A 24,215-nucleotide genomic window follows, 5' to 3' on the forward strand; every position below is an offset into this window, starting at 1 on the left:
TCAGATCTCAGCGGAAATCAACAGGAAGGTGAAAAATCACTCCATGACCGCCATTTCCGGCTTCTCCGTCTTCGCGGCCATGGCGGTGCGTGGCGGCCGGCGCATCAGCAACAGGCAGAACATGGTCGGGATGCTCACGATCATCATGAACTTGAACGAATCGATGAAGGAGATGATCTGGGCCTGCTGGTCGAGGGTTGCGTTCAGCAGCGCGGCGCCGGCATGCGTGAGTGGATCGAGCATGTGCGATACAGCGCCGCCCACCTGAAGGTTGCGGCTGAATGGCGTCACGTGGTCGGCCAGAGTCGCGTGGTTCACCTGCGCCATCTGCACCTGCACCGCCTCGGTGACGGAAATGCCCACCGCCATGCCGATATTTCGCATCAGGCTGAGCAGCGAGGTTCCCTGTGTGCGTAGCGCCTGCGGCAGCGTGTAGAAGGCGACGACCTGCAGCGGCGTGAACACGAACCCAAGCCCCATCCCCTGCACGATCAGCGTTTCGACCATGTAGTCCTGCGGCGAGGAGGGCAACCATTGCTGCATCATCCAGAACGAGACGACGAGCAGCGCGAAGCCCGCCGCCATCAGCGCGCGCGGGTCGATCCGGTTCGACAGCCGCCCCGCCAGCATCATCGCGCCCATCGTGCCGATGCCGCGTGGCGCCATCACGAGGCCCGCCGTCTCCACCGGATAGTTGCCGAGCTTTTCCAGGAAGGGCGGCATCAGCGTCGCCGAGGAGAGCAGCACCGAGCCGACCGCGAACATGGTGATCAGCCCGGCATTCAGATTTCGGTCGGCGAACACGCCGCGCGGGATGAAAGGCGCCTTCGCGGTCATCATGTGGACGATGAACAGATAGAGCCCGATGACGGCCAGCACCGCGAAGGTGACGATTTCGGGTGAACCGAACCAGTCCTTCTCCTGCCCGCGATCAAGCATGATCTGCAACGACCCGAGAAAGAGCGACAGCACGGCAAAGCCGATCCAGTCGAAATGCCCGCTTGCCGGCCGCTTCGCCCGCTTCGGCATGAAGGCGCCGAGCGCCAGCAGGGCAGCGACGCCAAACGGCACGTTGACGAAGAACACGTAGCGCCAGTCGTAGAAATAGGTGAGATAGCCGCCCAGCGTCGGCCCGAGGATGGGGCCGATCATCACGCCAACACCCCAGATCGCCATTGCCGAGCCACGCTTCTCGACCGGGTAGATGTCCAGCATGGTGGACTGGCTCAACGGCACCAGCGCCGCGCCGAACACGCCTTGCAGCAGCCGGTCCATCACCATCTCGCCGAGCGAGGTGGCGACGCCGCACATCATCGAGCTGACGGTGAAGCCCACCAGCGAGAACAGGAAGATGTTCTTCCGCCCATACTGAGCGGCAAGCCAGCCAACCGGCGCGGTCATGATCGCCGCGGCGATCACGTAGGAGGTCAGAACCCAGGTGATCTCGTCATACGAGGCCGAGAGCGAGCCCTGCATGTAGGGCAGCGAGACGTTGGCGATGGTCGCGTCCAGCGCCTGCATCAGCGTGCCGATCATGCAGCCGACCGTCACGATCGCGCGCGGCAGCCCGCTGAGCTGCATTTCCTCCTCGTGCGAAGCCGGCCCGGCCATGGTTCAGCGCCCCCGCGTCAATCCGGCTCAGAACAGGTCCGAAAGCCGGTTCTGATGGCCCGTATGGATCGTGATCTCGGCGGTCATGCCGTTGCGCAGCACGAGATTTTTCGGCCCGCCGATGATGTTCACCCGCAGCGGAATGCGCTGCACGACCTTCACCCAGTTGCCTGAGGAATTCTCCGCTGGCAGGATCGAGAAGCTCGACCCGCTGGCCGGCGCGATGCTGGCGACAACGCCCTGCCAGGTGCGGCCCGGATAGGTGTCGACATGCACGCTCACCTTGTCCCCCGGCTTCACCCAGGTCAGCGAGGTTTCCTTCGGCTGAGAGCGGATCCAGATATCCGTATTCGAGACAAGTGCGAAGGCAGCGGTGCCGGCCGGCAGGAACATGCCCGGCCGCAGCTTGTCGGTTTCGGTTACTACTCCGGCGAAGGGCGCACGCACGATCGAATGGCGGTAGTTCAGCTCGGCGGTGGCCAGCGCCGCCTTCGCCGCCTTGTATTGCGGCGTGTCCTGCGCCTTGATCTTCGGGTCGCCCGAGAGTTTCGCGAGATCGACACCCGCCTGCGCGGTCATCGCATCTAGCGTCGCCTCGTCGCCCTGGAGCTTGTATTTCGCATCGTCATAGGCGGTGCGCGTCACGCCGCCAGTATGCACGAGTGCCGCGTAGCGCTTGAAGTTCAGCCTGTCGTTGTCGACCACCGATTGCTGGGTACGGATCTTGGCGATCTCGGCGCGATAGCCGGCCCGAGTTGCCTCGACCTGCTGGCTCACTTCGGCGAGGTTGGCCTTCGCCTGCGCGATCGCCACCTCGAAGCGCGAGGGATCAAGGGTGAACAGCACCTGGCCTTTCTTCACCTTTTCATTGTCGTGAACGTCGATGGTTTCCACCAGGCCTGACACGTCGGTGGACAGCGCCACCTTGCCCGCCTGGACATAGGTGTCCGTCACGCTCACCGTCCCACCGCTCACCAGCCAGTAGACAAGGATGGCGCCGAGGATCACCGCCACGCCGCCGATCATCAGCAAAGGCCGCAGCATCCGGCCCGAGCGACGGCCCCGGGTCGCTTCCTCGCGGGTCTCGGCCTCGCGGGCCACCGGGCCGGCGGCTGTACTCGTATGGGACATCAAACCATCTCCTGTTCGGCGTCTGCCGTGGTATTGTCGCGAGGCGCATCGCCGGCCATTGTGCCGTGATCTGTCGCGCCGGTCTCATCATGTGTCGCGGCCCCGCAGCGGCCCGCGCCGAGCAGGGTCGCCTTGATCCGCAGCAATCCGGTGACCAGCGTGTCCATCGTCTCGGGCGCGATCCCGTTGCCGATCAGTGCGGCGACGGCGCCGCGCTGGGTCTCGATCTCGGCGAGGAGCGGCTGCGCCGCCTCGGTCAGGTGCAGGCGCCAGATACGCCGGTCACGCGGGTCGGCCCGCCGCTCCACCAGGTTGCGCGCCGCCAGCCGGTCGGTCAGCCGTGCCACACTCATCGGCTCGACCTCGAGCAATTCGGCGAGATCCTTCTGCGACAGGCCGGGATGCCGGGCGAGCTTGATCAGCATCGCCCATTGCGCGCGGTTCATGCCGTGCAGCCTCGCACGGCGATCGGTTTCAAGCCGCAGCAGCCGCGCCACATCGTGCAGCAGCAGCAGCAGGTCGGGTTCGGCGGGTAACTGGGACATAGCCCCCGAGATAATAAGGTGCGTTACGAGTAAGTGCTACTGCCGCAGTTCTGCGTTTTTCGCAGGGGCCGGTCCTCGTTTCATGCCCTTGCGCCGCCCGCGCCGGCTCCGGGCGCTTACCGGGCCAGCGCCTCGTGCAACACCGGAATGGCGCCGGACAGCATGATCTGCACGCCGATTCCAAGCAGGATGAATGCAGCGAGGCGCGAGAGCACCCGCCGCCCGGTCGCGCCCAGAATCACATCCAGCCGATCGGCCGCCGCGTAGCTGATCCAGGTGATCGCGGCGATCGCGATCGCCGCGAGCGACATGCCGGTGAAGAACGCGCCGAGCGGCGTGCCATAAGCGCCGCGCTCCGTCCCCAGCGTCACCGCCACGGCGATGGTTCCCGGCCCGGTGGTGAAGGGCAGGGTGAGCGGAAAGAACGCCATCGAGGCGATTTCGTCCGGGTCCTGGTCCGGTGCCGGCAGCGAACTCGCCGCCTGCGCCTGTTTGCGCGCTTCGGTGACTTCCGGCGCGTTCAGCATCTGGAACGCCCGGCTCGCCACCACCGCGCCGCCGGCCAGCCGCAGCGCGTTCAGCGTGATGCCGAAGAAATTCAGGATATAGCTGCCCGCCCAGAGCGAGACGAGCATCACCGCGGCGCTGTTCATCCCCACCTTGCGGGCCAGCATCGCCCGCACGGAGCGGCTCGCATTGCCGGTGATCTCGTTGAAGATGATCGCCCCGGCGAGCGGATTGACGATCGACAGCAGCGCCGGAAACCCGAGCAGGAAGGCGTGCAGCCCGGGGCCGAACAGGCTCAAGCCGGCAGCTCCCGCGCCACCACAGCGGCAAACAGCGCCGCCCCGAGCGGGATGATCGCGTCGTTGAAATCATAGCGCGGGTGATGCAGCGGCACCGCGCCGCGCTCGCCGTCGGCCTGGCCGATGCGGAAGAAGCAGCCCGGCCGCTCCAGCGCATAGAAGGCGAAATCCTCCCCGCCCATCGAGGCTGGCATGGTCGTCCGCACCTGCGCCGCGCCGACCACCCCCCGCGCCGCCTCGGCGAAGGCGGAAGCGGCGGCGACATCGTTGACCACCGGCGGATAGCCCCGCTCGTAGCCGATCTCCGCCGCCACCCCGGCGGCGGCGGCGAGTTCGGCCACCAGGCCCGGAATCTCGCGCGCCATGTGGTCCTGCACGTGCGGCAGCAGCGTGCGCACCGTACCCGACAGGGTCGCCGCCTCGGGGATCACGTTATTGGCGCTGCCGGCATGGAAGGTGCAGACCGAGACCACAGCCGAATCGAGCGGCGCGATCCGCCGCGCGACCAGGCTCTGCAACCCGACCACGATCTGCGCCCCTGCGACGATCGGGTCGATCGTCTGGTGCGGCCTCGCCGCGTGGCCGCCCTTGCCGGTCAGCCGGATCCGCAGCGTATCCGATGCCGCGTTCACCGTTCCGGGGGATGCCGAAACCACACCCATCGGCAGGAGCGGATCGTTATGCGCGCCGAACACCGAATCGAACGGGAACCGTTCCAGCAGCCCGTCCTCCAGCATCGCCCGCGCGCCGGCGCCGCCTTCCTCGGCGGGCTGGAAGATGAAATGGATTGTCCCGGAAAACCGCCGCGTCGCGGCGAGGTAGCGCGCCGCGGCAAGCAGCATCGTGGTGTGTCCGTCATGGCCGCAGGCATGCATCGTCCCCGGAGTGGTCGAGCGCCAGGGCGCGTCGCCCGCCTCCTCGATGGGCAGCGCGTCCATATCGGCGCGCAGCGCGATCGCCCGGTTGCCCGAGCCCGCCCGCAGCGTGCCGACCACGCCGGTGCCGCCGATCCCGGTCGTCACCTCCAGGCCGAACGCCGAAAGCCGTTCAGCCACCAGCGCCGCGGTGCGGCGTTCCTGATAGCCGAGTTCAGGATGGGCGTGGAAGTCGCGGCGCCAGGAGGAAAATTCTGCTGCCCATGCAATGAGCTGCTCATCGATCGTCATGGCGTCGAGAATAAGACCAAAACCACTATGCCGTCACCCATGCCGCGCTGCTTGGCTCAACCTGCATCGGCAAAAGGTTTCATGCGGCTGACGTATGGGTGATAGGTATTCCTCACCCGTTATTGCGGTGCAGCAAAGGGTCTATATGCAGTTTCAGACGGAGCGCGGCTCCGGAACAGCAAGGCCGAAAGCCAGATCAGAAAGGAAGACTCCCATGACGAAGCTGACCCGCACAATCGCCCTCATCGCCGCCCTTGGCGCCATCGCGCCGGCTGCTGCCAGCGCCGCCAATATCGGCAGCGCCCACGACCAGCTCGTGCAGAAGATCAACAACGCTTACGGCACGCAGTTCAAGACCAGCCACACGGCCGGCCAGACTGCCCCTGCCGAGGCCCAGCACAACAACTGAGTAAAACGCGCTGACTTTGCGCCCGCCGCATGCGGCGGGTCGCGATGTTGGTGGCAATACGCAGGAATGCCGCCCCTGAAATTCACATGCGAATTTCAGGGGCGTTTCATTTGGCCCAGGGCTGTCTCCGATATTCGGGAAACAATGGCCATTCTGGCTTCGGTCGCGTCAGGCGGCCGAGCGGATTGCCGCGGCGCGAATATCCTCGTCGACGGTTTCCGCGAACCGGGCGAAATTCTCCTCGAACCGCGCCACCAGCTCCGCCGCCTGCCGGTCGTAGGCTGCCTTGTCCGCCCAGGCTTCCCGCGGATCGAGCACCGAGGAGGGCACGCCCGCGACCGCATCGGGGATCATCAGGCCGAACGCCCGGTCGGGATGGAAGCTTGTGCCCTCCAGCGCGCCGGACAATGCTGCATTGAGCAAAGCGCGCGTATGGCGGATCGACATGCGTTGACCGGTGCCGAACGACCCGCCGGTCCAGCCCGTGTTCACCAGCCAGCACGAGACGCCATGCTCGGCGATCAGCTTCGCCAGCAACTCGCCGTAAACCCGCGGCGGGCGGGGCAGGAACGGCGCGCCGAAACAGGTCGAGAAGGTCGCCTGCGGCTCGCGGCCCAGCCCCTTCTCGGTGCCTGCCACCTTGGCGGTGTAGCCGGAGAGGAAATGATACATCGCCTGCGCCGGCGTCAGTTTCGCGATCGGCGGCAGCACTCCGAACGCATCCGCTGTCAGCATCACCACGTTGCGCGGCATGCCGCCGCGGCCGCTGCGCTCGACATTCGGGATGAACTCGATCGGGTAGCACGAGCGCGTGTTCTCGGTCAGGCTGCGATCGGCGAGGTCCACCACCCCGCGCGCATCCGCCACCACGTTCTCGAGAACGGTGCCGAAGCGATGGCTTGCGGCATGGATTTCCGGCTCGGCCTCGGCCGAGAGGTCGATCACCTTGGCGTAGCAGCCGCCCTCGAAATTGAACACGCCATCCGGCCCCCAGCCATGCTCGTCATCGCCGATGAGCCGGCGCGCCGGGTCGGAGGAGAGGGTGGTCTTGCCGGTGCCCGACAGGCCGAAGAACAGGGCGACGTCGTTGTCCTGGCCGATATTGGCGCTGCAATGCATCGGCAGCACGCCGCGCGCGGGCAGCAGCCAGTTCATCACCGTGAAGATCGATTTCTTGATCTCGCCGGCATATCGGGTTCCGGCGATGACGATCCGCCGCTCGGCAAAGGACAGGGCGATCGCGGTCGAGGAGCGCACCCCGTCGATTGCGGGGTCGGCCTCGAAGTCCGGCGCGTGCAGGATCACGAAATCCGGCTCGAAACCCTCCAGCTCCGCCTCAGCGGGGCGGATGAACATGTTGCGGGCGAAAAGCGCCTGCCAGGCATTGGTGGTCACCAGCCGCACGCGGATGCGGTTTTTCGGATCGGCGCCCGCGAACAGGTCCTGAATGAACAGCTCACGGTCCTGCAGGAAGGCCTGCACCCGGCCACGGAGCGTCGCATAATGTGGAGCGGACAATTTCTGATTGACGCTGCCCCACCAGATTTCCGAGGTGGATTCCGGCTCGTCCACAACGAACTTGTCGGCAACCGACCGGCCGGTATGCACGCCGGTTTCGACCATCAGCGCGCCGTCTGCGGAAAGTCGTCCTTCGCCGCGGCGTAGCGCATGGGTCACCAGCGCCGGAGCGGTCAGGTTCACGTGCAGAGTGGCGGCGCGGGTAATGCCCGCATGGGCCAGGATCGCCGCATTGCGGGCGGCGGAGTCGGTGTTCGTCGTCTTTGGCGTCACGGCTCTGATCTTTCTTGGCTCGGCTTTGATGTTCGATTTAAGCCTTATGCCGTCCCTTTCGGGTTTTTCCAAACCTGAAAAGCGAAAATATGACCGCGTTCAGCGAAACTCAACCATGCGCCGCGCTATCGGCCAAGACCGTGAGCACGTCGGAATAGACCCGCAACATCCGCTCGAAGTCGATGCGCAGCACGATGTCCTCCCGTGCCAGATCGAACCCGTCGGGGTCGAGCGTCACCATCGTCCAGCCGCCTCCGGTGCCGCCCGCCGCCGCTGCGGCCGCATCCAGCCGCGCGCCGAGCGTGCGGTTTGCGGTCGCCATCGCCTCGATGCAGGCCCGTTCATCCCGCAGCGCCGGGGTGCGCGGCGCCAGCCGGTCGACATCCAGCGTCGCCGCCCGGGCAAACCCGCCGACAAACCGCGCCGCAACGGGGGTCAGCCGATAGACCCCGAAATCGCTGAATCCGGCATAGGCGCGGGCATAGGGGTGAATCGTCAGATAGCGCTCCCGGTCCTCTGGCGCTTCGGACCGTTCGGCATCGCATACCAGCGACAGGCGTGGGCTGGTCTGCGGGTTCGTCTCGGTTGCCTCGCCGCTCACCATCAACGCGCAGGCGGGGTTGCGGTCGAGCGCCCTGGTATGGGCGGAAAGCTGGGAGAGCAGCACCACGACGTCGCCATCCAGCAGCACGGCCGGGGTAACAAGCGCGATCGCAGGATAATCGTCCTCGATCACCGCAAGACTGCCTGACCGTGCCGCCCGCAGCAGCAGCCGCGCGTCACGGTGAATGTCGTTCTGGATCTCACGGTGCTCTTGCATTTGGCGCCATATTCCCGTCACGTCATGTCGGGATAATGCGACGAAGTTCGCTGCAAGGCAAAATTTTCATGAAACAGACCATCGCTCTCGTCGACGACGACCGGAACATCCTCGAATCGGTGCAGATGACACTCGAACAAGAGGGATATGCCGTTCGCACCTATACCGACGGGGAGTCGGCACTCCAGGGTTTGCTGACCCGTCCGGCCGATCTCGCCGTGCTCGATATCAAGATGCCGCGCATGGACGGGATGGAGCTGCTCCAGCGCCTCCGCGCCCGCTCGGCGATGCCGGTCATTTTCCTCACCAGCAAGGACGATGAGCTTGACGAGCTGATGGGCTTGCGCCTCGGCGCCGACGACTACATCACCAAACCCTTCAGCCAGCGCCTGCTGATCGAGCGCATTCGCGCCCTGCTCCGCCGCAACGAGACGAGTCGCGCCGAAGGCTCCGGCGCCGCCCCCACCGGCGTCATTGGCAGGGGCGATCTCACGCTCGATGAAACCAAGCACCAATGCCTCTGGAAGGGGCAGGATATCCAGCTCACCGTCACCGAATTCCTGCTGGTCAAGGCGCTTGCCGCTCGCCCGGGCATGGTCAAGTCGCGAGACCAGCTGATCGACGCCGCCTATGGCGAGAGCGTCTATGTCGATGACCGCACGATCGACAGTCATATCAAGCGGCTGCGGCGCAAGTTTCGCGCCGTCGATGACGAGTTCGACCAGATCGAGACGCTGTACGGCATCGGCTACCGCTACAAGGAAGCATGAGCCTGGCCCGTCCGGGTGCGGCGATGCTCGGCTGGCGGCGGATTTCGCCGCTGCTGCGCCGGATCCTGCTGGTCAATGCCCTGCCGCTGGCCCTCATCGTCGCCGCCCTGCTTTATCTCGACCAGTACCAGCACGGGTTGCTGACCGCCGAGGTCACCGCGCTGCGTGAGCAGGCGCGGATCTATGCCGGCGCGCTCGCCGAATCGGCGGTGCAGACCGATGTGGCCAACCAGCCGGCGCTGAAGCCCGATCTTGCCCGCCCGCTGCTCTATCGCCTGATCGAGCCGACGCCGAACGCTCAAGCGCTGGTTTATGGCCCGGATGGTCGGGTGATCGCCAATTCGCGCATTCGTCAGGGGCCGGGCGGCGCCATCATTACCGAACCGCTGCCGCCGGTTCGCCCGCGTGGCGACTTCGCCCGCGCCATCAGCTTCCTCTACGATCAGTTCGTCGCCTTTCTCCCCAGCGCCGAGGTCACCTCCGCCGGGCACGATCCGGGCGCTGCGGGTCTCGGCTGGCAGCCCAGCGTGCGGGAGGTGCTGAAACTTACCAGTGCGCAGCCAGCGCGCGCGGCGCCGCCCTTCATCCGTCGTGCCGCCGATGGCCGGCTGCTGATCACCGTCTCCGTGCCGATCGTCCGCGCCAAGAACACGGTCGGCGCCGTACTCCTCACCCGCGAGGCGACCGAGGTGGACCGCGCGGTCTTTGCCGTGCGGGTGTCGATCCTCGGCCTGTTCGTGCTCGCCCTCGTGCTGACCGTGCTGCTTTCGGTCTATCTCGCCCGCACGATCGCGACGCCGCTCCTCCGCCTCGCCGCTTCGGCCGGCCGCCTGCGCGAAGGCCGCGGTGCGATGACCGAGCCCGTGCCCCCGCCAATCGCCGCGCGCGACGATGAAATCGGCGTCCTTGCCCGCGCCCTGGAGGAATCGGCGCATGCCCTGTGGGCGCGGATGGATGCGATCGAGCGGTTCGCCGCCGATGTCGCGCACGAAATCAAGAACCCGCTTTCCTCGATCCGATCCGCTGTCGAGACCGTCCGCCGGATGGACGATCCCGCCCGCGCCGCCCGCCTGTTCGACATCATCTCGCAAGACGTTCGCCGGCTTGACCGGCTGATCTCCGACATCAGCGATTCCTCGCGCCTTGATTCCGAAATGTCGCGCACTGCGCTCGAACCGGTCGACCTCGCTCCCATCCTCGCCGCCCTCGCCGAAATTCATCAATCGACCCGTGAGGCCGATGCGCCGATCATGGTGCTCGACGCGCCGAAGGCTGACCTTGTCGTTCGTGGCGCCGAGGGGCGGCTCGTTCAGGTCCTGCGCAACCTGATCGGCAATGCCATCTCGTTCAGTCCGCCACGCGGCAAGATCTGGCTGCGCGGTCGCGTTACCGGCAGCATCGTCGAACTCGCCGTCGAAGATGAAGGCCCGGGCATTCCCGATGCCAAACTCGGCCATGTGTTCGACCGGTTTTACTCCGAGCGCCCGCAGGGCGAGGGGTTCGGCAACCATTCCGGCCTCGGTCTGTCGATTTCCCGACAGATCGTCGAGGCGCATCAGGGCCGCATCACCGCCGAGAACCGCCGCGACCCCGATGGGGCGTCATCGGTGCCCGCTTTGTCATCCGTCTGCCGCGCGGATAATTCCGCCCACGAAAAAGGGCCGGCATTTGCGCCGACCCTTTTCCCGATCCGCAGGCGTGCCGGGGTCAGCCCTGGCGTTCGACCATCATCTGCTTGATTTTGCCGATCGCTTTCGCGGGGTTCAGCCCTTTCGGGCAGGTCTGCGTGCAGTTCATGATCGTATGGCAGCGATAGAGCTTGAACGGATCCTCAAGCGCGTCGAGCCGCTTGCCGGTCGCCTCGTCGCGCGAATCGGCGATCCACCGATACGCCGCCATGAGCACGGCCGGGCCGAGATAGCGGTCGCCGTTCCACCAGTAGGAGGGGCAGGAGGTGGTGCAGCAGAAGCACAGGATGCATTCCCACAGCCCGTCCAGCTCCGCGCGTTCCTCGACGCTCTGCTTGCGCTCGCCATCCGGCGGCGGCGGCGTCTCGGCCTGCAGCCAGGGCTCGATCGAGCGATACTGCGCATAGGCCTGGTTGAGGTCGGGCACGAGGTCCTTGACCACCGGCATGTGCGGCAGCGGGTTGATGTTCACCGCCTCCTTCACCTCCTCGATCGGCTTGAGGCAGGCGAGCGTGTTGGTCCCGTCGATATTCATCGCGCAGGAGCCGCAGATGCCCTCGCGGCAGGAGCGGCGGAAGGTGAGTGTGGGATCGATCTCGTTCTTGATCTTGATCAGCGCGTCCAGCACCATCGGCCCGCACTTGTCGAGGTCGATCTCGTAGGTATCGGCGCGCGGATTGGCATCCTCGTCCGGGTTCCAGCGATACACCTTGAAGCTCTTCACCCGGGTTGCCCCCGGCTCGGCCTTGTAGGTCTTGCCCTGGGTCACGCGGCTGTTCTTCGGGAGGGTCAGTTCGGCCATGGTTCGAAACCCTTTCTCAGTAGACGCGCTTCTTCGGCGGGAACACCGAAACGTCATTGGTCAGCGTCTGCATCCGCACCGGGCGATAATCGAGCGCCACCTCGCCCTCATCCGTGCAATGGGCGAGCGAATGCTTCATCCACTCGGCGTCTTCGCGCTCGGGGAAGTCGTCATGCGCGTGCGCCCCGCGGCTCTCGTGCCGGGCTTCGGCCGAGGCCATGGTGGTGATGGCGTTGCCCATGAGGTTGTGCAGCTCCAGCGCTTCCATCAGGTCCGAATTCCAGATCAGCCCGCGATCGGCGATCGAGATGTCCTTCAGCCCCTGCCAGAGGCCGGACATCTTTGCCACACCTTCCTTCAGCGTCTTGGAGTTGCGGAACACCGCGGCGTGGTTCTGCATGGTCCGCTGCATCTGGTCGCGGAGTGCGGCGACGGTGGTGCCGCCCTTGGCGTGACGCGTCGCGTCCAGCCGGTCGAGCGAGGCCTCGCCGGCGCGGGTCGGCAGGGCTGGCTGGGTTGCCCCCGGCGTCACCACCTTCGCCGCCTGATGCGCCGCCGCGCGGCCGAACACCACGAGATCGAGCAGCGAGTTGGTGCCGAGCCGGTTCGCGCCGTGCACCGAAACGCACGCCGCCTCGCCCACCGCCATCAGCCCCGGCACGATCGCGTCCGGATTGTCCTTCGTCGGGCGCAGCACCTCGGCGCGATAATTCGTCGGAATGCCGCCCATGTTGTAGTGCACGGTCGGCAGCACCGGGATCGGCGCCTTGGTCACGTCGACGCCGGCGAACACCCGCGCCGTTTCCGAAATCCCCGGCAGCCGCTCATGCAGCTGCTCCGGCTTCAACCCTTCGAGGTGCAGCAGGATGTGGTCCTTGTTCGGCCCGCAGCCGCGCCCTTCCATGATCTCGATCGTCATCGAGCGCGAGACCACGTCGCGCGAGGCGAGGTCCTTCGCCGTCGGCGCGTAGCGCTCCATGAAGCGCTCGCCCTCGGCGTTGGTCAGGTAGCCGCCCTCGCCGCGCGCGCCCTCGGTGATCAGGCAGCCGGCCGGGAAGATGCCCGTCGGGTGGAACTGCACGAACTCCATGTCCTGCATCGGCAGCCCGGCGCGCAGCGCCATGCCGCCGCCATCGCCGGTGCAGGTATGCGCCGAGGTGCAGGAGAGATAGGCGCGGCCATAGCCGCCGGTCGCCAGCACCACGAGCTGCGCGCGGAAGCGGTGGATCGTCCCGTCCTCCAGGCACCAGGCCATAACGCCGCGGCACGCGCCCTCGTCATCCATGATGAGGTCGGTCGCGAAATACTCGACGAAGAACTCCACATCCGCCTTCAGGCTCTGCTGATACAGCGTGTGCAGGATGGCGTGGCCGGTGCGGTCGGCGGCGGCGCAGGCGCGGCGAACCGGCGCCTGGCCGAAATCCTTCATGTGCCCGCCGAACGGCCGCTGGTAGATCTTGCCGTCCTCGGTGCGGCTGAACGGCACGCCGAAATGCTCCAACTCATGGATCGCCGGAATCGCCTCGCGGCACATGTATTCGATGGCGTCCTGGTCGCCGAGCCAGTCCGAGCCCTTGACCGTATCATACATGTGCCAGCGCCAGTCGTCCGGCTCCATATTGCCGAGTGCTGCGCCGATGCCGCCCTGCGCGGCGACGGTGTGGCTGCGGGTCGGGAACACCTTGCTGATGCAGGCGGTCTTGAGCCCGGCCTGGCCCATGCCGAGCGTCGCCCGCAGGCCGGACCCGCCGGCGCCGACGACGATGACGTCATAGGTATGATCGATGATCGTATAGGCGCCGAGCGACGGCTTCGACATTGCGTTCATGACGATGTTTTCCCCAGGCGGGTCAGAAGGACAGTTTCAGAACCGAGATGACGGCCAGCAGACCGAAGAACCCGGCCGTCGCCCGCATCGCGAGCATGACCGTGAGCCGCTTGCCCTCGGAGCGGATGTAGTCCTCGATCACGACCTGCAAACCCAGCTGCAGGTGATAGAACAGCGCGATCACCAGGGCGAGGAACAGTACCCCGTTCCAGGGCTCGGCCATGTAGCGCAGCATTTCGGCCTGGGTCGCGCCCTTGAGCAGCAGCACCGACAGCACGGCGTAGAGCGCGAGCGGCAGCAGGGCCAGGGCGGTCAGCCGCTGCGCCCACCAGTGATGCACGCCGGCCTTGGCGGCGCCCATGCCCCGCGCGCGGCCAAGTGCGGACCGCATGATCTTCATCGATGAAACTCCTTCACCAGCCTGTCCCCCGGCGCTCACAGCACCACCAGCCCGATCAGCCATGCCAGAACCGTCAGACCTGCCGCCGCGAGCACCACGGCCTTGCCCGAGCGATGCACGCTCGGAAGATCGAAGCCGAACCCGGCATCCCAGAGCAGATGCCGGATGCCGTTGCAGAAATGGTAGAAGAGGGCGAGCGTGAAGCCGAACAGCACGATCATGCCGAGCACCGAGCCGACGATCGCCTGTGCCACGGAAAACGCGCCGGACGAGGTCGCCGCCGCCGCGAGCCAGAGCGACAGCAGGATTGCCCCGGCGGACAGCGCAACTCCGGTGATCCGGTGCAGGATCGACAGGGTGGAGGTGATCTGCGGACGATAGACCTGAAGATGGGGCGACAGGGGGCGGCGGACCGTTCCGCCCGCCGAGTTGCGCCCCTGCATGAGCGCTTCACGCACATCCTGCATGTTCGTCATCACCTTTCTGACGGTCGTCGCATGACGGGAACCGAGTATCGCCACATGACGAAATTGAAATGCTGCACCTGCTTAGTCCCCGAGGTGGCGAGGGTCAATTCACTGTCAAGCGTTCGCGATCCGGTACAATACGGTCTCTCGCGCGACTCTGCTTTCGAGTTCGTGCAGGGTCGGAACCGTGCAGCGTCCGAATTCAACCAGCCCTGCCCGCGGCACATAGGCTCGGCCGGGATCGGCAATCCATACGTCTGCCTGCGCCGCGCAGCGCTGCAGCCACGGCCAGATATGCGCGGTCATCGGTTTCTCATAGCAGACATCCCCGCAGAGAATGAGATCCTGCGCCGGCAGACTGCCGGTGACATCCCCGATCACGATCTCGACCGCAACGTCGTTCACCGCCGCGTTCAGCCCGATCGCCGCCCCCGCCACCAGGTCGATCTCCACCGCCGTCACCCGTGCCGCCCCCGCCTTCACCGCGGCGATCGCGGCGAGGCCCGAGCCGGCGGCGAAATCCATCACCCGCCTGCCGCGCACGCTCTCCGGGTGGTCGAGCACATGCCGCGCCAGTGCGATCGAGCCCGGCCAGGCGAAGGCCCAGTAGGGCGGCGCAATGCCGGTCTCCGCCAGGAATGCTTCGGTCGCCTGCCAGATCGGCGTGATTTCGGTGGCCAGATGCAGTTCGATTTCCGGCACCAGCGCCGGTGCTGCGCGCGCCGTGCTCGCGCGAATGAAGGCGGCCGCGTCCTTCATCGCCCGATCAGCATCGCCAGGCCCACCAGCAGCCCGACCCATCGGTTCAGCCTGAACAGCGCGAGGCAGCGCGCCGGGTCATCGATATCGAGCCGTGCCACCTGCCAGGCCAGCAGTGCGCCCGGCAGCGCCAGCGCGATCATCGCGTCCCGCCCCATCCCGGCCATCGCCATCGCGGCGGCGATCAGCGCGATCGTTCCAGAATACCACAGCGCGACCCACAGCCGCGTGCGTCCGCCGAGCCTGAGCGCGGATGACTTGATGCCCGCCAGCGCATCGTCCTCGCGGTCCTGATGCGCGTAGATCGTGTCATAGCCGAGAATCCACAAAATCGTCCCGGCATAGAGCGGCAGCACCGGCCAGCCCAGCGCGCCGTGCGCCGCGGCATAGCCCATCGGCGCGCCCCAGCCGAAGGTGAAGCCGAGCATCACCTGCGGCCACCAGGTCACCCGCTTCGCCGCGGGATAAAGCGCCACCAGCACCAGCGAGACGACGCCGAGAATTTGTGCTGTCCGCCCCAGCATCAGCAGGATCGTCAGCCCCGCCAGCAGCAGAAGGAGCAGAAACCCCAATGCCACGGGGACCGACACCGCGCCGGAGGCCAGCGGCCGCCCCGCCGTCCGCGCCACAAGCCGGTCGAGCTTGCGGTCCCATAAATCGTTCACCACGCACCCGGCCGCCCGCATCACGATGGCGCCCAAGGCAAACAGCGCGACCAGGCCGAGGCTGGTCCACGCGCCCACTTGCGCCAGCAGGATGCTCCAGAGCCCCGGCAGGAACAGCAGCCACACGCCGATCGGCCGGTCCAGTCGCGCCAGCAGTGCCAAAGGCCGGAATCGCGCCGGCAGTCGTGCCACCCATCCTCCGGCCCGGATATCGGTAAAACGCGTTCCGCCTGCTACAGGGTCGCTCATGGCCTCGCTCATCCGTTTGCACCTTCCCTTGCCACTGTCGCCCGGCGCAACCCTTGCCACATCGGAAGCCCAGGCGCACTATCTCGGGGCGGTCATGCGCCGCCGCGCCGGCGACCGGCTGCTGGTCTTTAATGTCGAATCCGGCGAATTCGCCGCTTCTATCGACCGGCTCGACCGCCGCTCCGTCCATCTCGTGATTGGCGAACGGACCCGCGCCCCTGCGCCCGAGCCCGATTGCTGGCTCTGCTTCGCCCCGATCCGGCGTGACATGACCGAACTCGTCGTCGAAAAGGCCACAGAACTCGGCGTCTCCCGCCTCGTTCCCGTGCTCACGGCCCGCACCCAGCCTGCAAGGCTGCGCGCCGACCGCCTCGCCGCCATCGCCACCGAGGCGGCTGAACAGTCCGAGCGCCTGACCATCCCCGCAATCGCCGAGCCGCTCCCGCTCGCGGGTTTTCTCGCCGCCTTTCCGCCGTCTCGCCGCCTTTTCGTTGCTGCCGAGCGCCGCCACGCCGCCCCCCTGTCGCCGGTCGATCCGTTGCAACCCCACGCGCTTCTTGTCGGTCCCGAAGGCGGCTTTGCGCCGGAAGAGCTTGACGCGATGGCCCGCCATGCGTTTGTGTCATCGGTAACACTCGGACCGCGCATCCTGCGCGCCGAAACCGCCGCCATCGCCGGGCTCGCGCGCCTGCTCGCGGGTTCCGCGCCCAGCTGATTTCAGGAGCCGAATTTGTCCAACCCCGGAGAGGCCGACGCCACCCCGATCGATCCCGCTCAGCCCGCAGCCCGGCAACTCGCCGACTGGTTTGCCGCGGGCTGCAAGCCGCCAGCCGATTTCCGCGTCGGCACCGAACACGAGAGCTTCGGCTTCCGCCGCGACAATTTTGCTCCGCCGCCCTACGCGCCGGACGGCATTCGCGCCGTGCTCGACTCGGTCGCCGCCGACGAGGGGATCGAGCCCATCCTCGATTCCGGCAACCCGATTGGCCTGAAGGGCAGGGGGTTCTCCATCTCCCTCGAACCCGGCGGCCAGTTCGAGCTGTCCGGCGCCCCGCTCGCCTCGATCCACGAGACGAAGCGGGAGATTGACGACCATATCGCCCGTGTCCACCGCATCGGCGACACGCTCGGCCTCGGCTTCGCGCCGCTCGGCTTTCACCCGACGGCGCGGCGCGCGGATTTCGACTGGATGCCCAAGGGCCGCTACGCCATCATGCGCGCCTACATGCAGAAGATTGGCACGCGCGGGCTCGACATGATGCTCCGCACCTGCACCGTTCAGGCCAATCTCGATTTTTCCTCCGAGGCCGACATGGTGAAGAAGATGCGCGTCGGCCTCGCCTTGCAGCCGCTCGCCACGGCGCTCTTTGCCAATGGCCCCTTCGTCGAGGGCAAGCCGAGCGGTCTGCTCTCCAATCGCGCCCATGTCTGGCTCGATACCGATAATGCGCGCGCCGGCATTCCGCGAATGGTCTTCGAGAACGGGTTCGGCTTCGAGCGCTATGCCGACTACATGCTCGATATTCCGATGTATTTCGTCTACCGGGACGGCCGGTATATCGACGTCTCCGGCAAGTCTTTCCGTGACTTCATCGCCGGACGGCTCGATGGGCTCGGCGCTGAGCCGGCCACGATCGGTGATTTTGCCGATCATACCACCACAACCTTTCCCGATGTCCGCCTCAAGCGCTTCATCGAGACCCGCGGCGCTGATGCCGGCAATCCGGCGATGCTTCTGGCCCAGCCCGCCCTCTGGACCGGTCTGTTCTACGATGACGCGGCGCTTGATTCAGCCTGTGCCCTGATCCGTGACCTCTCCTACGAGCAGATCGTCCATCTGCGCGAGGAGGTGCCTCGTCATGGTCTGGATATTGCGCTGGGCGCGGGCACCCTGCGCGACCTCGCGCGCGACGTTATCGCAATTGCTGCCGGGGGGCTGAAGTCGCGCGCGCGAACGAACGACAAGGGCGAGGACGAGCGCATCTACCTCGCCCCGCTTGAGGCAATCGCCAATGGTGGGCCGACCCAGGCCGAATACTGGCTTGGCCGCTATCACGGCGCCTGGCACGGCGACATCACCCGCATTTTCACCGAAGCTGAACTCTGACGCTGTCCCGGGCGTAGGGTGGGGATGGTTATCCACGCGCCGCCCCTCCGCCGGCCGACGGTGTTGAGAGCGGCTCGGTTGTTCCGGAGGGGTGGTTGCGGCTTCCCTGACCCTGATGGTCGAGAACGCATATCAGGGTCAGGCGCTCAATATCGGGCCGTCAGCGCAATGATGACCTGGCGGTTGGTGTAAGGTCCTGGTGTCGAGGCAATACGGATCGCGTTGAGCTGCTGCCCGACGACCGACAAGGTGACATGTTTGCTCAGGTGATAGGCCACCCGCGCGTCGAGCGTGAAGTTGCTGGAGATCGTTACAGGAATAAAATTCAGCATGGCCGTCGTAAAGGAAATATCACGATAAGAAGATTGCCAGCGGCCGTAAGCATCGATATCGAAGTGGCCCCAGGTGCGCCCGACATGGGCAATAACGCTGTCGCGTGGAACGGTCGAAAACAGGTTGCTGTTGCTGTCGAATACAATCTGGCGATTGCCGACTTTGCGTTCGAATGTGTCTTCGTAGGCAAATCCAAGCGACCAACGCCATCCTGAACTCGTGTGGCCCTTCAGCGAGATTTCGCCCCCGCCCGCTTCGGACCAGCCGGAATTTTCTGCCGCAAGAATGATGGGCGCTGCTGGCGTCGGCACGATGATGCCACCGACCGGCGAGGTGATGATGTCGTGGTCGCGCTGGATGAAAAGCGCCGTATGGAGTGTTGAATGCAGGGCCGGGAGTTGCCGATCCCAGTCAAGTTCGGCGTTATCGACGATCATCGGGTGCAGAAATGGATTGCCGGTGGCTCCCACCAGACCAAACGCTCCCGCGGCTCCTTGCAGGCCGAAATCGATCAGACTCGGCGCCTGCACCCCCTGGCCGAGCAGCAGCCGGAGCGTATCAATGTTTGTAGGCTTGTAGACGAGCCCGGAATTGAAGCTTAGTGCTGCGAACCCGCCCTGGCGGATCTGCTGCGCGGTCAGGCCGGAATTCGGGATCGGCACGCCGTCATATCCGAGCCAGAGATCGTCAACCCGCACCGCGTTTGTCAGGGAAATGGACGGTGTTACATGCCACATCCATGTCGCATCGGCGGCGATGTCCTGATAGCTGGCTGTTCCGCCGAGAAAGTCCAGCGAGTGGGCGGAGTTGTTGCGATATTCGAGGCTTAGCCGAATAACGTGGTTGCGTGATGCCCTGATGAGGTCGGTAGCCTGCAAGACATAGACGCGTTGCTGCAACAGGTTGTTGGGCTGGGTGAAGAACGGGACAAAGATATTTTCCCGCAAACCGTTGCGATAGGCATTCAGGCTGATCCGCCCGATCCTTGTATCCGCGTCAAGCTCGACTCGCTGCGAATTGGTGTAGAGGAAGAGCGTGCTCAGAACCGATGCGAAACTCTCGCTTGGGATTTCGCCATAACTGTAGCTCAGGCTTGCATACAGGCTGACGCCGGGGGTAAGCGCCGTGCGGGTCGCAAGATGAATCTCGTCGTTCCGGGGCTTGAGCAGCGAGATGGCGTCCGGCCGTTGCAGGACGGTCGTATATTTCGGATCGGCCGAATAGCTTCCCGCCGAGAGGCGAATGCCCATACGCCCGACATGGGCGGTACCGGCAAGCGACGCTCCATACTGGCTCTGGGTGCCGCCATAGACCTCGGCACTGTCTACCCGATCATCGAGAGGATCGAAGGTCACGATGTTGATCACACCGTCGACGGCGTTGAATCCATATAGTGCGGTTGCCGGCCCCTTGATGACCTCGATCTGCCGGATTTCCGAGAGTTGAACCGGGATGGAACTCCAGGCGACGTGGCCGAATTCGTCGAGATAAACCTGCCGGCCATTCAGCAGCACGAGGAGGCGCGGATTGTATGGCTGGTTGTAGGTCCGCACGCCGACCTCCGGCGCGTTGAGGGTATAGGGGCGCACGTCGAGTCCGGTCACATACTGCAGAACGCCGGGAATCGAAATCGCCCCCGAACGCCGGATCTGCTGTTGGGTGATGATCACCACATTGGCCGGCGCATCGCGCGCCAGCAGCGGCGTGCCCGTGGCCGCTGCGGTGACCGGCGCGCCGAACACCTGTTCCAGTTGACCGAACGGGAAGATCTGCGCATGGGCCCGTCCCGTCAGGGACAGAGACGCAAGCAGAGCCAGCTGAATGATCGCACAAGCCGATCTGCGATGTTGCTGCCGCATCATACTTCCTCGATCATCAATAACAGCGCGGCAGCAAAATCCACCCTGGCGCGGCGCGCTGCTTTCGTGTTCAGGACGATTGTCACCCGTTGTCGCGATGCGATGCCAAGCGTGCACGTTCCGGCCCGCACCCGTGCGACTTGTGAGGTGACACAAAGCGCATGATGCGAGGCCCATGCCGCGGCGACTTCCTGCATGGGAGCCCTGTCAGCGGGAATTATGATGTCGAATTCACCTGCCATCAGCCGGTTGGCTGGGACCGGAACCGGTCGGAGATGGGCGGTGCCCGTCATGATGCCATGGCCTATTGTTGCTGCGATCGCCTCGGCGTCGGCTTTCGAGGCCGCATTGCCCGGGCGATACGCGATCGCGATGATGCCATCGCCTTTCACCGCTGGACGAACGAAGGTCAGCAGTTTGTTGAGGACCTTGATATCTGTTGCGGTAAAGGACGGCGCGGAGGGTGGGGTCTGGCCATAGGCGATGCCGGCCAGAAGCGCCAACCCGAGAACGAATGCGAAGACAATCCGCGTGGTTCCGGCAGATGGACTGACCTGTTGTGCCCGCGGATCTGTGCGCTCACGCGTGTGCGGCATCGCGGCATTCCCGGGCTTCGATGTAGAGATCAAGGTCATTGTCGCATATCGGCGGGCTCAGGAAATTGCCCTGCATGAGATCGCAGCCGCTGTCGCGTACCACCGTGAATTCGGTTGCCGTTTCAATTCCCTCGGCTGTCACGGTCAGGCCGAGTTGCCGGCTCATCGCCAGCACTGCTGCCACGATGGCTCGCGCACGATCGCCATCGGCGATCCGGGCGATGAAGGATCGATCGATCTTGACTTTGTCGAACGGGTAGTGATGCAGCGAGGACAGACCGGAATACCCGGTGCCGAAATCGTCGAGGGAGATACGCAGGCCGAGATGCTTCAACGCGGCAAGGGCGTTGAGCGCCTGGGCGTTGTCGTGCAGCGCCACGCCTTCGGTGACTTCGAGTTCGAGCAGATGCGCGGCCAGCCCGGCGCGTGCCATGGTTTCCGCCGTCAGGCGAGGAAAGTCCTCTTCGGTCAGTTGCCGTGGAGACACGTTGACCGCCACCCAGTATCGCCCGCCCCAGCTTGTCGCCTGCCGGCAGGCGGCGTCGAGCACCCAGGCGCCGAGCCGGACAATCAGCCCGGTCTCCTCGGCAATCGGAATGAACTCGTCAGGCGAGATGCTGCCACATGTCGGTGACGTCCAGCGCAGCAAAGCCTCGAACCCGACCAACTCGTGATCAGCCGTCACCACCGGCTGGTAACAGATGGTAAGATCCTCGTGCTCGATCGCAGCCGAGAGTTCCTGTTCGAGCACGCGTCGCCGGCGCAGGACGGTATCCATGCCGGGCCTGAAGAAATAATGTCGGTTCCGGCCGTCGGCCTTGGCGCGGTAGAGTGCGACATCGGCCTTGCCGATCAGCATCTCGGCTTCCGTTCCATCCTGGGGGCCCAGCGCGATTCCGATGCTGGCGCCGATATTCACCGCATGCCCGTCGATGTCGTAGGGTTGGCTGATCGCATGATTGAGCCGCGCCGCAAGCGACCCTGCGATGTCGGGATGCTCGACACGCGGCTGCAGCAGCACGAATTCATCGCCGCCAATCCGGCACAGCAGGTCGATGTCCCGGATATTGGACAGAATGCGCGCCACAGCCATCTGCAGTAGCTTGTCGCCGATCTGGTGGCCGAGCGTGTCGTTCACTGACTTGAAGCGATCGAGATCGATGTAGAAGATCGCAAGCCCGAGCCCCCCTGCACGGATCGCCGCGATCTCCCGCGCCAGTGCGTCTTGCAGCATCAGTCGGTTCGGCAATTTTGTCAGCGCGTCATGATGCGCGAGAAAGCGGATTTTCTCTTCTGCTGCGCGTCGGCTCCTGATGTCGCGCAATGCCGTGACCTGCGCCTTGCTGCCCCCAAAGCTGATCATCCGCGATAGTGTTTCGACCGGAATGGTTTCGCCGCCCGCCGTCATGATGATGGTTTCCGCGGCATGCGGCCTCTCGGCGTCGGACCAGTCGGCCGTCGCGAGCCCTGGCAGAAAGCGGTCGATCGGGCTGCCCACCAGAACTTCGGCCGGCCAGCCGAGCAGTTGCGAGCACACCTGGTTGATGTCGACGATCACACCCTTGCGATGGATCAGCAGAGCCTCGAACATGTTGTCGGTCAGTTCGCGCAGGCGGGTGTTTTCGCTGGCAACCCTGAGCGCGTTCTGCCTGTCGACGCCGGCGCCGGCCAGTGCGAAGGCCAGCATCACGACGAGTTCGGACACAAACACAAGTTGCAGGGGATGCAGCGCAAAGGCGTTCTGCTGGCGCGTTGCCGTCACCCAGTCGGCAAATGGCAGGATGGCCGAAAGTGCGCCGAAAATCGGCACCACGAGCGAAAATCCCAGCGCGGGAATGCTCAGGATGCGGAAGCCGTCTTCCCGGTTTGCCAACCGGATTCCGGCCGCGGCGAGCAGGCCGCCGGCCAGCATCGTGATGATGACCCGGCTGAGCTCGTACGCCAGGGTGAAAGGCTCGGCGATGCCGCTGACGGCGGCGAACACCATACAGGACGCACCTGCGGCGATCGTCGAACTGGCAAGCGCCATGTTCCGGCTGTTACGCGTCAGAAACAGCGTGATGAATAGCGCGATAAACGCGCCGCCCGTCATGAAGCTGAACGATTCAAGCCTTGCCGCGAGGGGAATCGCGTCGCGAACATGCGGAAAATAGATGTGCAGGCTGACCAGGAATACCCGCCAGCCCCCGATCGCCGCCACGGTTCCGGCGAGTCCGGCGAGGGCAATGCGTGCGCGTGGCTTCATGCCCCCGGCGCGCGCCGCTATCGCGTAAACGACGCTTGCCGTGCCAATCCCGATAAGCGGCGCCTTCAACAGGCTCAATAGGGGATGCGCATTCAGCATGGTGCCGTTGTGCACCGCCGTACAGGCGCATCGTTGGGTAAGCGTTCGGCCCGGACGATTACATGCATGGCATTCTTGAACGGTGACAAATCAGGAAGGCTTCGAAAATGATCCGGTAAAATCTGCCGGCTTGCAAAACATCGACGGGCCTGCCGCCGCCACAAAATCATTATATCAGAATTGTTAATGACGAGTTTAGCGGGTTTTGCCATCGGCGCACCACATAAGTACAAACGAAAAATCAAATTGATAATTTTGAGAATTATGCATCAAAAAAATACTTCCTCCGAAACAATTTCTCAAAAAAGCAATTGACTATTTTGTTAGCAAAAAATTTACCTAATCGCAATGCGTGCCTCGCAGAACGACTCATTGGCAGTATTCGTTCATGCAAATAACAATGCGTAGTCTTTCCGGATAAGACGACCGTCCGATCCTTCTACGCTGTTCCCGAACGCGGCACCGGTCGCTTGATTGAGCCTGTCGCGAAGGCTACGCTGCTCAACGAACCGCTCGCACGGCGCAGGCCGCGGATCGCGGCTGTGTACGGTGGCATAGCGGTCAGGCTCGGGAGGTGCCAAACTCATAATGAAAACAATCGCATCGAAAGCCCGCCGCGGGGCAAGCATTGCCGGCATCCTGATGGCAGTGTCATTCGGCTCCGCCGCGCAGGCTCGGAACGTCGATATCGGTGCGGGGTATAATTTCATTCCCGGCTCCGCCTATGTCTCGCTCGGCTATCGCCATGCGGTTCCTGGCCTGACCACGTTCGGCATCGATGCGTTCCTGATCACGACCGGCAAGGAAGAGCGGGCGGTGCGGCCGGGGCCGGAATTCAGCCTCGATGGCCTTGTCTATCTCCCGGGTTACCCGGTCTTCGCCAAATTCGGCGCGGTGGCCGGCTGGGGCAAATACGGGCTTGATGGCGGATTCGGTGTCGATCTGCCGCTCGCCAGCGCCTGGTTCGTCCGCTTGCAGGACACCTATTTCACGGCTACCGAAGACCGCACCGGCGGCATGGAGTCGGAAAACCTGATTTCAGCCGGCCTGCATTACAGGTTCTGAGCGG

At 64.9% G+C, this 24,215-nt stretch carries 21 protein-coding genes and 1 pseudogene; 6 read left to right on the forward strand and 16 right to left on the reverse strand.

Annotated features, from left to right (window positions below; all coding sequences use genetic code 11):
* Positions 1-36: 36 nt before the first annotated feature.
* The 5 genes from ACIDOCELLA78_RS86160 to ACIDOCELLA78_RS86180 all read right to left on the reverse strand — a co-directional run bounded on the left by ACIDOCELLA78_RS86160 (position 37) and on the right by ACIDOCELLA78_RS86180 (position 5,259).
* Positions 37-1,611 (reverse strand): DHA2 family efflux MFS transporter permease subunit, encoded by a 1,575-nt coding sequence (locus ACIDOCELLA78_RS86160; RefSeq protein WP_201728238.1) that lies wholly within the window; start codon positions 1,609-1,611, stop codon positions 37-39.
* A 27-nt stretch (positions 1,612-1,638) separates the two neighbouring features.
* Complete coding sequence (locus tag ACIDOCELLA78_RS86165; protein ID WP_201728239.1) at positions 1,639-2,742, reverse strand: HlyD family secretion protein; 1,104 nt, start codon at positions 2,740-2,742, stop codon at positions 1,639-1,641.
* Positions 2,742-3,287 carry a MarR family winged helix-turn-helix transcriptional regulator gene (locus ACIDOCELLA78_RS86170; RefSeq protein ID WP_201728240.1) on the reverse strand — a complete coding sequence of 182 codons (546 nt, stop codon included), beginning with the start codon at positions 3,285-3,287 and terminating at the stop codon, positions 2,742-2,744. Before ACIDOCELLA78_RS86170 ends, ACIDOCELLA78_RS86165 begins: the two co-directional genes overlap by 1 nt.
* Before the next feature lie 116 nt (positions 3,288-3,403).
* The gene (locus ACIDOCELLA78_RS86175; RefSeq protein ID WP_201728241.1) at positions 3,404-4,093 is read right to left on the reverse strand and encodes a MarC family protein; all 690 of its coding nucleotides are present in this window, start codon (positions 4,091-4,093) and stop codon (positions 3,404-3,406) included.
* On the reverse strand, positions 4,090-5,259 hold the full coding sequence (locus ACIDOCELLA78_RS86180; protein WP_201728242.1) for an amidohydrolase: 1,170 nt from the start codon (positions 5,257-5,259) through the stop codon (positions 4,090-4,092). The genes ACIDOCELLA78_RS86175 and ACIDOCELLA78_RS86180 overlap by 4 nt, the downstream gene beginning before the upstream one ends.
* Before the next feature lie 214 nt (positions 5,260-5,473).
* On the opposite strand from ACIDOCELLA78_RS86180, the gene ACIDOCELLA78_RS86185 reads away from it, so the two are divergent.
* Positions 5,474-5,668: a hypothetical protein gene (locus ACIDOCELLA78_RS86185; RefSeq protein WP_201728243.1), complete on the forward strand. Its 195-nt coding sequence runs from the start codon at positions 5,474-5,476 to the stop codon at positions 5,666-5,668.
* 168 nt (positions 5,669-5,836) lie between these two features.
* On the opposite strand, the gene ACIDOCELLA78_RS86190 is transcribed toward ACIDOCELLA78_RS86185, so the two are convergent.
* Positions 5,837-7,459 carry a phosphoenolpyruvate carboxykinase gene (locus tag ACIDOCELLA78_RS86190; protein ID WP_201728244.1) on the reverse strand — a complete coding sequence of 541 codons (1,623 nt, stop codon included), beginning with the start codon at positions 7,457-7,459 and terminating at the stop codon, positions 5,837-5,839.
* Between the two features lie 109 nt (positions 7,460-7,568).
* On the reverse strand, positions 7,569-8,279 hold the full coding sequence (locus ACIDOCELLA78_RS86195) for a HugZ family protein (protein WP_201728245.1): 711 nt from the start codon (positions 8,277-8,279) through the stop codon (positions 7,569-7,571).
* A gap of 68 nt (positions 8,280-8,347) precedes the next feature.
* On the opposite strand from ACIDOCELLA78_RS86195, the gene ACIDOCELLA78_RS86200 reads away from it, so the two are divergent.
* A complete protein-coding gene (locus tag ACIDOCELLA78_RS86200) occupies positions 8,348-9,049 on the forward strand; it encodes a response regulator transcription factor (RefSeq protein WP_174503103.1) in 702 nt (233 codons plus the stop codon).
* A pseudogene (locus tag ACIDOCELLA78_RS86205) lies at positions 9,046-10,691 on the forward strand (stimulus-sensing domain-containing protein). Before ACIDOCELLA78_RS86200 ends, ACIDOCELLA78_RS86205 begins: the two are co-directional and overlap by 4 nt.
* Positions 10,692-10,756: 65 nt before the next feature.
* Here ACIDOCELLA78_RS86205 and ACIDOCELLA78_RS86210 read toward each other — a convergent pair.
* From ACIDOCELLA78_RS86210 to ubiA, 6 genes are all read right to left on the reverse strand, one after another.
* The gene (locus tag ACIDOCELLA78_RS86210; RefSeq protein WP_013640436.1) at positions 10,757-11,539 is read right to left on the reverse strand and encodes a succinate dehydrogenase iron-sulfur subunit; all 783 of its coding nucleotides are present in this window, start codon (positions 11,537-11,539) and stop codon (positions 10,757-10,759) included.
* A gap of 16 nt (positions 11,540-11,555) precedes the next feature.
* Positions 11,556-13,367 carry a succinate dehydrogenase flavoprotein subunit gene (gene sdhA / locus ACIDOCELLA78_RS86215; protein WP_201728246.1) on the reverse strand — a complete coding sequence of 604 codons (1,812 nt, stop codon included), beginning with the start codon at positions 13,365-13,367 and terminating at the stop codon, positions 11,556-11,558.
* 22 nt (positions 13,368-13,389) lie between these two features.
* The gene (sdhD, locus tag ACIDOCELLA78_RS86220) at positions 13,390-13,767 is read right to left on the reverse strand and encodes a succinate dehydrogenase, hydrophobic membrane anchor protein (protein WP_201728247.1); all 378 of its coding nucleotides are present in this window, start codon (positions 13,765-13,767) and stop codon (positions 13,390-13,392) included.
* A 35-nt stretch (positions 13,768-13,802) separates the two neighbouring features.
* Positions 13,803-14,234, reverse strand: coding sequence for a succinate dehydrogenase, cytochrome b556 subunit (sdhC, locus tag ACIDOCELLA78_RS86225; protein WP_201728301.1), 432 nt, complete (start codon positions 14,232-14,234; stop codon positions 13,803-13,805).
* A 114-nt stretch (positions 14,235-14,348) separates the two neighbouring features.
* Positions 14,349-14,993, reverse strand: a complete 645-nt coding sequence (locus ACIDOCELLA78_RS86230) for a methyltransferase (RefSeq protein WP_201728248.1) — start codon at positions 14,991-14,993, stop codon at positions 14,349-14,351.
* Complete coding sequence (gene ubiA / locus ACIDOCELLA78_RS86235; RefSeq protein ID WP_201728249.1) at positions 14,990-15,919, reverse strand: 4-hydroxybenzoate octaprenyltransferase; 930 nt, start codon at positions 15,917-15,919, stop codon at positions 14,990-14,992. Before ubiA ends, ACIDOCELLA78_RS86230 begins: the two co-directional genes overlap by 4 nt.
* On the opposite strand from ubiA, the gene ACIDOCELLA78_RS86240 reads away from it, so the two are divergent.
* Positions 15,906-16,622 (forward strand): 16S rRNA (uracil(1498)-N(3))-methyltransferase, encoded by a 717-nt coding sequence (locus ACIDOCELLA78_RS86240; RefSeq protein ID WP_201728250.1) that lies wholly within the window; start codon positions 15,906-15,908, stop codon positions 16,620-16,622. The two genes, ubiA and ACIDOCELLA78_RS86240, sit on opposite strands and share 14 nt — an antisense overlap.
* A gap of 15 nt (positions 16,623-16,637) precedes the next feature.
* Positions 16,638-18,014 carry a glutamate--cysteine ligase gene (locus ACIDOCELLA78_RS86245; protein ID WP_201728251.1) on the forward strand — a complete coding sequence of 459 codons (1,377 nt, stop codon included), beginning with the start codon at positions 16,638-16,640 and terminating at the stop codon, positions 18,012-18,014.
* Positions 18,015-18,160: 146 nt separating this feature from the next.
* Here the strand turns inward: ACIDOCELLA78_RS86245 and ACIDOCELLA78_RS86250 are convergent, their stop codons facing one another.
* From ACIDOCELLA78_RS86250 to ACIDOCELLA78_RS86260, 3 genes are read right to left on the reverse strand one after another with little or no spacing between them, the layout of a single operon-like run.
* A complete protein-coding gene (locus tag ACIDOCELLA78_RS86250) occupies positions 18,161-20,206 on the reverse strand; it encodes a TonB-dependent siderophore receptor (RefSeq protein ID WP_201728252.1) in 2,046 nt (681 codons plus the stop codon).
* Complete coding sequence (locus ACIDOCELLA78_RS86255; RefSeq protein WP_201728253.1) at positions 20,206-20,802, reverse strand: hypothetical protein; 597 nt, start codon at positions 20,800-20,802, stop codon at positions 20,206-20,208. Before ACIDOCELLA78_RS86255 ends, ACIDOCELLA78_RS86250 begins: the two co-directional genes overlap by 1 nt.
* Complete coding sequence (locus tag ACIDOCELLA78_RS86260; RefSeq protein ID WP_214006275.1) at positions 20,786-23,146, reverse strand: bifunctional diguanylate cyclase/phosphodiesterase; 2,361 nt, start codon at positions 23,144-23,146, stop codon at positions 20,786-20,788. The genes ACIDOCELLA78_RS86255 and ACIDOCELLA78_RS86260 overlap by 17 nt, the downstream gene beginning before the upstream one ends.
* Before the next feature lie 642 nt (positions 23,147-23,788).
* Between ACIDOCELLA78_RS86260 and ACIDOCELLA78_RS86265 the strand changes: the two genes are divergently transcribed.
* The gene (locus ACIDOCELLA78_RS86265) at positions 23,789-24,211 is read left to right on the forward strand and encodes a hypothetical protein (protein WP_201728255.1); all 423 of its coding nucleotides are present in this window, start codon (positions 23,789-23,791) and stop codon (positions 24,209-24,211) included.
* Positions 24,212-24,215 lie beyond the last annotated feature (4 nt).

Source organism: Acidocella sp. C78, assembly GCF_907164655.1.

Bases quoted from the DNA above. Each gene is read 5' to 3' on its own strand.
- ACIDOCELLA78_RS86165 (WP_201728239.1), bottom strand. From the start codon at position 2,742: ATGTCCCATACGAGTACAGCCGCCGGCCCGGTGGCCCGCGAGGCCGAG.
- ACIDOCELLA78_RS86230 (WP_201728248.1), bottom strand. From the start codon at position 14,993: ATGAAGGACGCGGCCGCCTTCATTCGCGCGAGCACGGCGCGCGCAGCA.
- ACIDOCELLA78_RS86255 (WP_201728253.1), bottom strand. From the start codon at position 20,802: ATGCCGCACACGCGTGAGCGCACAGATCCGCGGGCACAACAGGTCAGT.
- ACIDOCELLA78_RS86180 (WP_201728242.1), bottom strand. From the start codon at position 5,259: ATGACGATCGATGAGCAGCTCATTGCATGGGCAGCAGAATTTTCCTCC.
- sdhC (WP_201728301.1), bottom strand. From the start codon at position 14,234: ATGCAGGATGTGCGTGAAGCGCTCATGCAGGGGCGCAACTCGGCGGGC.
- ACIDOCELLA78_RS86210 (WP_013640436.1), bottom strand. From the start codon at position 11,539: ATGGCCGAACTGACCCTCCCGAAGAACAGCCGCGTGACCCAGGGCAAG.
- ACIDOCELLA78_RS86170 (WP_201728240.1), bottom strand. From the start codon at position 3,287: ATGTCCCAGTTACCCGCCGAACCCGACCTGCTGCTGCTGCTGCACGAT.
- ACIDOCELLA78_RS86260 (WP_214006275.1), bottom strand. From the start codon at position 23,146: ATGCTGAATGCGCATCCCCTATTGAGCCTGTTGAAGGCGCCGCTTATC.
- ACIDOCELLA78_RS86240 (WP_201728250.1), top strand. From the start codon at position 15,906: ATGGCCTCGCTCATCCGTTTGCACCTTCCCTTGCCACTGTCGCCCGGC.
- ACIDOCELLA78_RS86265 (WP_201728255.1), top strand. From the start codon at position 23,789: ATGGCAGTGTCATTCGGCTCCGCCGCGCAGGCTCGGAACGTCGATATC.
- sdhD (WP_201728247.1), bottom strand. From the start codon at position 13,767: ATGAAGATCATGCGGTCCGCACTTGGCCGCGCGCGGGGCATGGGCGCC.
- ACIDOCELLA78_RS86200 (WP_174503103.1), top strand. From the start codon at position 8,348: ATGAAACAGACCATCGCTCTCGTCGACGACGACCGGAACATCCTCGAA.
- ACIDOCELLA78_RS86160 (WP_201728238.1), bottom strand. From the start codon at position 1,611: ATGGCCGGGCCGGCTTCGCACGAGGAGGAAATGCAGCTCAGCGGGCTG.
- ubiA (WP_201728249.1), bottom strand. From the start codon at position 15,919: ATGAGCGAGGCCATGAGCGACCCTGTAGCAGGCGGAACGCGTTTTACC.
- sdhA (WP_201728246.1), bottom strand. From the start codon at position 13,367: ATGAACGCAATGTCGAAGCCGTCGCTCGGCGCCTATACGATCATCGAT.
- ACIDOCELLA78_RS86195 (WP_201728245.1), bottom strand. From the start codon at position 8,279: ATGCAAGAGCACCGTGAGATCCAGAACGACATTCACCGTGACGCGCGG.
- ACIDOCELLA78_RS86250 (WP_201728252.1), bottom strand. From the start codon at position 20,206: ATGCGGCAGCAACATCGCAGATCGGCTTGTGCGATCATTCAGCTGGCT.
- ACIDOCELLA78_RS86185 (WP_201728243.1), top strand. From the start codon at position 5,474: ATGACGAAGCTGACCCGCACAATCGCCCTCATCGCCGCCCTTGGCGCC.